Below are 7,074 nucleotides of genomic sequence, written 5' to 3' on the forward strand. Positions count from 1 at the left end.
GCCGGCACCGCCGTCGAGCTGGTGCCCTTCCATGCCGGTGAAACCCTGCCCTGGCGGCTTCAGCTTGACGCCCCGATCGCGCCGAGGTGATAGCAGGCCCGCTCCAGGTGCTGACTCACCCGCCGCAGCCAGCGAATCGCCTCCAGCCGGGCCGTGCCGGCATCGAGGTCGAGTTCACCCCGGGCCACCGCCGCCAGCACCTCCTGGCGGTAGGGAGCCACGCGGCGATGCGAGGCCTGGGCGCTGGCGCTGGCCAGGTCGCTGGCTTGGGGCCAGCGGCCCTGTTGCACCAACTTGGGCAGCTGGTCCAGGGTTTCCAGCAGCAGGCTGCGCTCGCTGCCCAGGCCTGCGCTGGTGGCGGCAGTGCGCAGGCGGTCCTGGTCCTCCTCACAGCGCTCATGCAGGCGCTGCAAGTGATCCAGGCCATGCAACAACAGGTGTAGAAGCGCCTTGCCGGGCTCCACCACCCTCCCCTCAACCTGCGCCAGCGAGGGAGCCGGAGCCAGATGGATCTGGTCGAGGTAGAGCTCGAGTCGGTCCAGGTCGGCCTGGAGCACCACCAGGCGCTGGGCGCTTTGGCCGGGCCTGCTGGGGCCGGGTCTGCCGTTGCCGAGCCTGCCGTTGCCGAGCCCATCGCGCAGCAGCTGGAGCAGTTCCAGCAGGCACGGCTCCAGGGAGTGGCGGGCCTGGCTGATGGCGGCGGCGGGATCGGCGGGAGGCGTGTCGGCCAGATCGTCGATCAGGCGGCCCTCCCCCGGCCGCACCAGACGCCGGATCAACGCGGCGAAAGGCGCCGTGAATGGCAGCACCAGCAGCACACCGAGCAGGTTGAAGCCGCTGTGGAAGGCGGTGAGGCCAAATTCCGGGCCCCGCTCAATCAGGGCCGGCCAGCCCAGCCGCAGCAGGGCCAGGTAGGCAGGCAGCAGCAGAAAGGCCCCGACCGCTGTGAACAGGTTGAAGATCACGTGGGCCGCCGCCGTGCGGCGGGCGCTGAGGCTGGCGCCAATGGAAGCCATCAGGGCGGTCACGGTGGTGCCCACATCCATGCCGATCACCAGGGCACAGGCCTGGGGCAGGCCGATCACGCCGGCCGCCAGGGCGGCCAGGGTGGTGGCCACCCCCGCCCCCGACGACTGGGTGATCACGGTGCTGAACAGGCCCAGCAGCACCAGTTGCAACCGCCCCAGCGGGGTTGCAGCATCAAAGCGTCCCGGATCCAGCAGCAATCCCTGACCAGCCAGGGCCTGCTGCAGCGCTGCGATGCCCACAAACAGCAAGGCCATCCCAGCCAAGGCCTGACCCAGCAGCGCCTGGCGGCCGCGGCCCAGCAGCCGCAGGCCTGCCCCCACCAGCACCAGCGGCAGCATCGCCCCGGCCAGCTCAAACTTGATGCCCAGCAGGGCCACCAGCCAGCCCAGGCCCGTGCTGCCCACATTGGCGCCGAAGATGATCCCCAGCGAGGCCTGGAAGCTGAGCAGCCCGGCACTGACAAACCCCACCGTGGCCACGGTGGTGGCGCTCGAAGACTGCACCAGTGCCGTGCCGATCGCACCGGCGGCGGCCCCGCTCCAGGCGGATCGGGTAAAGCGCAGCAGGGCCCGGCGCAGCCGGTTGCCCGCCAGGCTGCGCAGGGCCTCGGTCATCAGGCCCATCCCCAGCAGAAACAACCCCAGGCCGCCGGCCGCACTCAACAGGGCACTGCCGGCAAGGGGCAGGGGCTGGGTCATCTGCGGCGGAGCTGGGTCATCGGCGGCAGCCAAGAGACACTGCACTGCCCATGGTGGCCCTGGCAAGGGCATTAATTGCGAAGAGCTGTGTCAGCCGGCGGCGCACAGGCCAAAGGCGGGCTTAGCAACAGGCCCAGGCAGCCTTCGGGTGATGGGCTTCTTCGTTCAACTCACCGACGCCATCGCCGACCGCCAGTCGCTGCTGGTGACCGGGCTGGATCCCAATCCAGAAATGCTGCAGAGCTGGGCAGCGCGGCGCGGCCTGGCGGGCCGCTCCTTCCTGAGCCAGGCCCGCCACTGGATCAAGGCGGTGATCGAGGCCACCGCACCCCATGTGTGCGCCTACAAACCCAGCCTGGGCTTCTATCAGGCCCTGGGGCCGGTGGGGCTGGAGCTGCTGCTGGAGGTGCGCGACCTGGTGCCCCGCGATCTCCCCCTAATCATCGACGCCAAACACGGCGACCTCAACTCCTCCTCGGCCCTGGCCCACTACCTCTTCAAGGACCTGGGCGCCGATGCGGTGACCCTCTCCCCCCTGGCCGGCCAGGACATCGCCGCCCCCTTCCTGCTCTACCCAGACAAGGCCGTGGTGATGACCTGCCACAGCTCGAACCAGGCGGCGCGCCAGATCCAGCACTACCCCAATGAGGAGGCACCGCTCTATCTGCAAATTGTGCGGGAAACCCAGCTTTGGGCTACTCCCGACCAGCTGCTGCTGGAGGTGGGCACCAGCGATCCGGCGATCCTGGCGCGGGTGCGCTCCGAAGCGCCGGAGCGCTTCTTGATCCTGCGCAGCCTTTGGGGAGAAGAGGAAAAGCTCGACGCCATGCTGCAGGCAGGCCTCGGGGCCGCCGCCGATGGGCTGCTGCTACCGCTGCCCCAAAACCTGCTGGTGGAAGACGACATGGCCAGCCGGGCCGAGGCGCTCAAGCTGCAGATCATGGCCAAGCGGGAACGGTGGCTGGAAAACAGCGAGCGGGGCGACGCCGACACCTGCGCCCTGTGGCTGCCTGGGACCCAACCAGCGGCCGACCCCCTGGAGGGCCTGATCGTCGACCTGTTCGATATCGGCTGCTTGCTGTTCGGTGAGTATGTGCAGGCCTCGGGCGCCGTTTTCAACTACTACGTAGACCTGCGCCAGATCATCTCCGACCCCAACCTCTTCCATCGGGTGCTGCACGCCTATGCCAGCCAGCTTCAGGGCCTGCACTTTGATCGCATCGCCGGCATCCCCTACGGCTCCCTCCCCACCGCTACCGGTTTGTCCCTGCAGCTGCACAAGCCGCTGATCTACCCCCGCAAGGAAGTGAAGGCCCACGGCGCGCGCCGGCTGATCGAGGGGGACTTCGACGCCGGCGATCGGGTGGTGGTCGTCGACGACATCCTGATCACCGGCGGCAGCGTGCTGGAGGGCATCGCCAAGCTCGAGAGCTCGGGGCTGGTGGTGGAGGATGTGGTGGTGTTCATCGACCACGGCGGTGACCACGACCGCCAAGCCCGAGAACGCCTAGCTGCGGCGGGGTACCGCTGCCACTCCGTGCTCAACATCGAGCAGATCACCACGGTGCTGCACCGGGCTGGCCGGCTAAGTGACGCCCAGGCAGCCACCCTGGCCCCCAGCCCGGCTACCCAACCCTGATGGCCAGTGACTTGCTGACTACAGATTTGCTGGCTACTGATTTTCTAGGCTGATTTGCTGGGCTGCTTATAACGAATCTCACCTAGCGTGACCCCGCAATCAATGGGGTGGGGCCGCCGAATCCATCACCGCCCTTGCTCAAAGCTGGAGGCAGCTCCAGTTGGCTGACCCCCAGGCCCTAGGGTGGAAGGGCGTCTTCGCAACTCCTTGACGCCCCCGCGAGCGATGAGCAGCAGCCAGGGACTCACCATCGGCGAACTCGAGGCGAATTACTCGCTCTATTGCAAAGCCCTGCGGTTGCTTCTCAAGGAAGGTAAAACCGTGGCTGCAATCCAGCGCACCGTCTGCTGGAGCCGACTTGAGCAACTGCACATCTGCCTGCCCAGTCGCTACAAAGCTCCTGATTACCTCTGCGTTGTGCTGAAGCGCGACCTGGCCTGAGCAGCCGCCAAACCTGCCCAGCCTGATTTCCCGGGCGCCGATGCAATCGATTTCCGATCCCTTTTTGCGCCGGCCCGTTCTCACCCTGGTGGTGAGCCTGCTGGTTTTGTTGGCGGGATTGGTCAGCCTGCCCCTGCTTCAGGTGGAAAATCTCCCCCCGATCGCCCCGGGGAGGGTGACAGTGCGAGCCACCTACCCCGGAGCTGGCCCCGAGGTGGTGGAGCAGGGGGTCACCGCCCTGCTGGAGCAGCAACTCAACGGTCTGGAGCGGCTCGACAGCATCCGCTCCACCAGCTCCGCCAACGGCAGCTCGATCTCCCTGGGATTTGAGGGGGGCGACCCCGAACTCAACCAAATCAACACCCAGAACGAAGTTGCGGTGATAACCCGCCAACTGCCGGCCCAGGTCGCCCGGTTTGGGGTGCAGGTGCGGCGCAGCTCCGACGACCTGCTGATGGTGCTCAGCTTCAGCGCCGATCCCCGCCTCTACAACGACACCTTTCTCAGTGGCTGGCTGGACCAGGTGGTGAAGGAGCGACTGCAACGGGTGCCTGGGGTGGGCAACGTGGTTCTCTCCGGCGGCAGCAGCCTGGCTTTTCGCCTCTGGCTCGATCCGATGCGGCTGGAGGAGCGAGGACTCACGATCGCGGAGGTGAGGGCCGCCCTGCAGCAGCAGAATGTTCTCGCCGCCCTGGGCCAGGCCGGTGAAGCGCCCAGCCCGGCCGGCCAGCAGATCACCCTGCCCCTGCGCATGGAGGGGCGGCTACGCAGCCTGGCTGAATTCGAGCAGCTGGTGGTAGCCCGTAGCCCCAATGGCGGCGTCACGTTGCTGCGGGACGTGGGCCGGGTGAGCCTGGGCAGTGAGACCTACGACACGATCGCCACCAACCTCCAGGGCAAACCCACCGTGGCGGTGGTGCTCTACCAGCGGGACGGCAGCAACGCCATCGCCGTGAGCAAGGCGGTGAATGGGGCCCTCGAGGAGCTCTCCCCCCAGTTTCCGCCGGGCATCGAGCAGCAGCTGATCGTCGATGAGGCCGATTTCGTGCGCGGCAGCATCGATGGCACCATCGCCAGCCTGCGCGAAGCGGTGCTGCTGGTGTTTGTGGTGCTGCTGCTGGGCCTGGGTAACAGCCGGCTGGCCCTGATCACATCAGCCGCAGTGCCGGTGGCGTTGATCGGGTCGCTGAGCGTGTTGAAACTGGCTGGCCAGTCGCTCAACACCCTCACCCTGTTTGGCCTGGTGCTGGCTACGGGGCTGGTCGTGGATGACGCCATCGTCGTGAGCGAGGACATCGGCAGCAGGCTGGAGGCCGGCAAGCCCCCGCTGCAGGCCGCCCGGGAAGCCATGGCCGAACTCGGCGGCGCCGTGGTGGCCACCTCCCTGGTGCTGGTGGTGGTGTTTATCCCGGTGCTGGGGCTGGGCGGCAGCATGGGTCGCCTCTACGCCCCGATCGCGATCACGATCAGCGGCGCCATCGCCTTCTCCACCCTCAACGCCCTCAGCTTCACCCCGGTAGCTGGCGGCATGCTGCTGCGTCCCCAGCAGCGCGAACCGGGCTGGCTGCTGCGCTGGATCGATCCACCGCGGCGCTGGCTCGAAAGCCTGGAGGGGCCCTACAGCCGCGGGCTGAAGTGGGCGATGGGCAGGCCGCGACTGGTGGTAGCCCTGCTGCTGGCGGGGCTGCTGCTCACCGGCGGGGCCCTGCAGACCATCCCCAAGGCCTTCATCCCCCAGGAAGACAACGGCCAGCTGCGGGGTGTGGTGATCCTGGCCGATGGCCTGGGGCTGCAACAAACCCAGAAGGTGCTCGATCAGGTGCGGCAGGTGGTGGCCAGCGAGCCGCTGATCACCAGGGCCAATTTCTATGCGGGGCGCTCCTTTGGCGACAGCAGTCCAAACAAGGGGATCTTCTATCTGCGCCTGGCCCCGATCGAAGAGAGGTCCGGCGCTGAAGCCTCCACCCAGGCCGTGGCCAGGCGACTCGACACCAAACTGCGCAGCCGCATCACCAGCGCCGTGGTGCAACTCAGCGAGGCCCCATCAGTGCGGGGCTTCAGCTCCGAAGGGGGGCTGGAGCTCGAACTGCTCGACAGCAGCAACGGCCAGCTGAGCCTCTCCGGCTTCGAGCAGCAGGCCCAGGAGTTCATCCGCGCCGCCCGGGCCACGGATCGCTTTGAGCGGGTCTCGACCCGCTTCAGCGCCGGGGCCCCCCTGGTGCAGCTGGTGCCTGATCGGCTGCAGATGGCCTCCCTCGGCGTGGATCTGGCCGCCGTGGTGGACACCCTGGGCGCCAGCTTCGGCAGCGACTACGTCAACGACAGCTTTGAGAGCGATCAGGTGCGCAAGGTGATTGTGCAGCTCGATGGCCAGGACCGCCGCAGTGCCAATGACGTGCTGGCCCTGCGGGTGAAAAACCGCGAGGGCGAGCTGATCCCCCTGGCCCAGTTGGTGCGGCTCGAGCAGGCCAGTGGCCCCACCTCGATCAACCACACCCGCCTGGTGCGCTCGATCAGCGTCAGGGCGATTCCGCGCCAAGGGGTGAGCAGTGGCCAGGCCATGGCCAGCCTGGAGCAGGTCAAGGGGCAACTGGGAAGCAGCACGTCCCTGGAGTGGGCAGGCCTAGCCCGGGAGGAAGCCCGGGCGGGGGGCGACAACCTGAGGGTGTTTGCCCTGGCCATCCTGGTGATGGTGCTGGTGCTGGCTGCCCTCTACGGCAACTTCGCCGACCCCTTCATCATTCTGGTCACCGTGCCCCTGGCCATGCTGGGAGCGATTGGCGGCCTGCTGCTGCGCGGCCTACCGCTCGACGTCTACGGCCAGATGGGGCTGCTGGTGCTGGTCAGCCTGGCGGCGAAAAATGGCATCTTGATCGTGGAATTCGCCAACCAGCGGATGGCAGAGGGCCTGGATCTGGATACGGCAATCCAGGGGGCAGCCAAGGCCCGTCTGCGGCCGATTCTGCTCACGGCCTTCTCCTCGCTCGCGGGCTTCTTGCCCCTGCTGCTAGCCAGCGGCTTCGGCTCGGGCAGTCGGGTAAGCATCGGCACGGTGGTGTTTTCCGGGCTCCTGGTGGCCACGCTGCTGAGCCTATTTGTGGTGCCGGTGGTGTACCGGCTGATCAAGGGTTGGGAACGGGGCAGACCTAGGCCGGCTGGCGTGTCTGCCCAGTCCTAGGGGTCAGTCGAAGCCCAGCAGGTCGAAGATCTCCCGATCCTTGAGGGATTCGGCCTCCAAGGGCTCGACGTCATCGAGCATCCGGCGGG

Annotated in this window: 4 protein-coding genes; 3 read left to right on the top strand and 1 reads right to left on the bottom strand. The window is 67.5% G+C overall.

Annotation, left to right across the window (positions count from 1 at the left end; genetic code table 11):
* Nucleotides 1–59: 59 nt before the first annotated feature.
* A complete protein-coding gene (locus tag KBZ15_RS15170) occupies nt 60–1,727 on the bottom strand; it encodes a Na/Pi cotransporter family protein (protein WP_255016037.1) in 1,668 nt (555 codons plus the stop codon).
* A 151-nt stretch (nt 1,728–1,878) separates the two neighbouring features.
* On the opposite strand from KBZ15_RS15170, the gene KBZ15_RS15175 reads away from it, so the two are divergent.
* From KBZ15_RS15175 to KBZ15_RS15185, 3 genes are all read left to right on the top strand, one after another.
* On the top strand, nt 1,879–3,366 hold the full coding sequence (locus tag KBZ15_RS15175; protein ID WP_255016038.1) for a bifunctional orotidine-5'-phosphate decarboxylase/orotate phosphoribosyltransferase: 1,488 nt from the start codon (nt 1,879–1,881) through the stop codon (nt 3,364–3,366).
* Nucleotides 3,367–3,591: 225 nt separating this feature from the next.
* Entirely contained in the window at nt 3,592–3,807 is a 216-nt protein-coding gene (locus KBZ15_RS15180) for a DUF3136 domain-containing protein (RefSeq protein WP_190388545.1), read from the top strand.
* A 40-nt stretch (nt 3,808–3,847) separates the two neighbouring features.
* Entirely contained in the window at nt 3,848–6,985 is a 3,138-nt protein-coding gene (locus tag KBZ15_RS15185) for an efflux RND transporter permease subunit (protein ID WP_255016039.1), read from the top strand.
* The last annotated feature ends 89 nt before the right edge of the window (nt 6,986–7,074 follow it).

The organism is Cyanobium sp. BA20m-p-22 (assembly GCF_024346275.1).
Lineage (GTDB): Bacteria > Cyanobacteriota > Cyanobacteriia > PCC-6307 > Cyanobiaceae > Cyanobium_A.

Excerpts from the sequence above, each read along its gene's own strand:
- KBZ15_RS15170 (WP_255016037.1), bottom strand. The coding sequence starts at position 1,727 with ATGACCCAGCCCCTGCCCCTTGCCGGCAGTGCCCTGTTGAGTGCGGCC.
- KBZ15_RS15175 (WP_255016038.1), top strand. The coding sequence starts at position 1,879 with ATGGGCTTCTTCGTTCAACTCACCGACGCCATCGCCGACCGCCAGTCG.
- KBZ15_RS15180 (WP_190388545.1), top strand. The coding sequence starts at position 3,592 with ATGAGCAGCAGCCAGGGACTCACCATCGGCGAACTCGAGGCGAATTAC.
- KBZ15_RS15185 (WP_255016039.1), top strand. The coding sequence starts at position 3,848 with ATGCAATCGATTTCCGATCCCTTTTTGCGCCGGCCCGTTCTCACCCTG.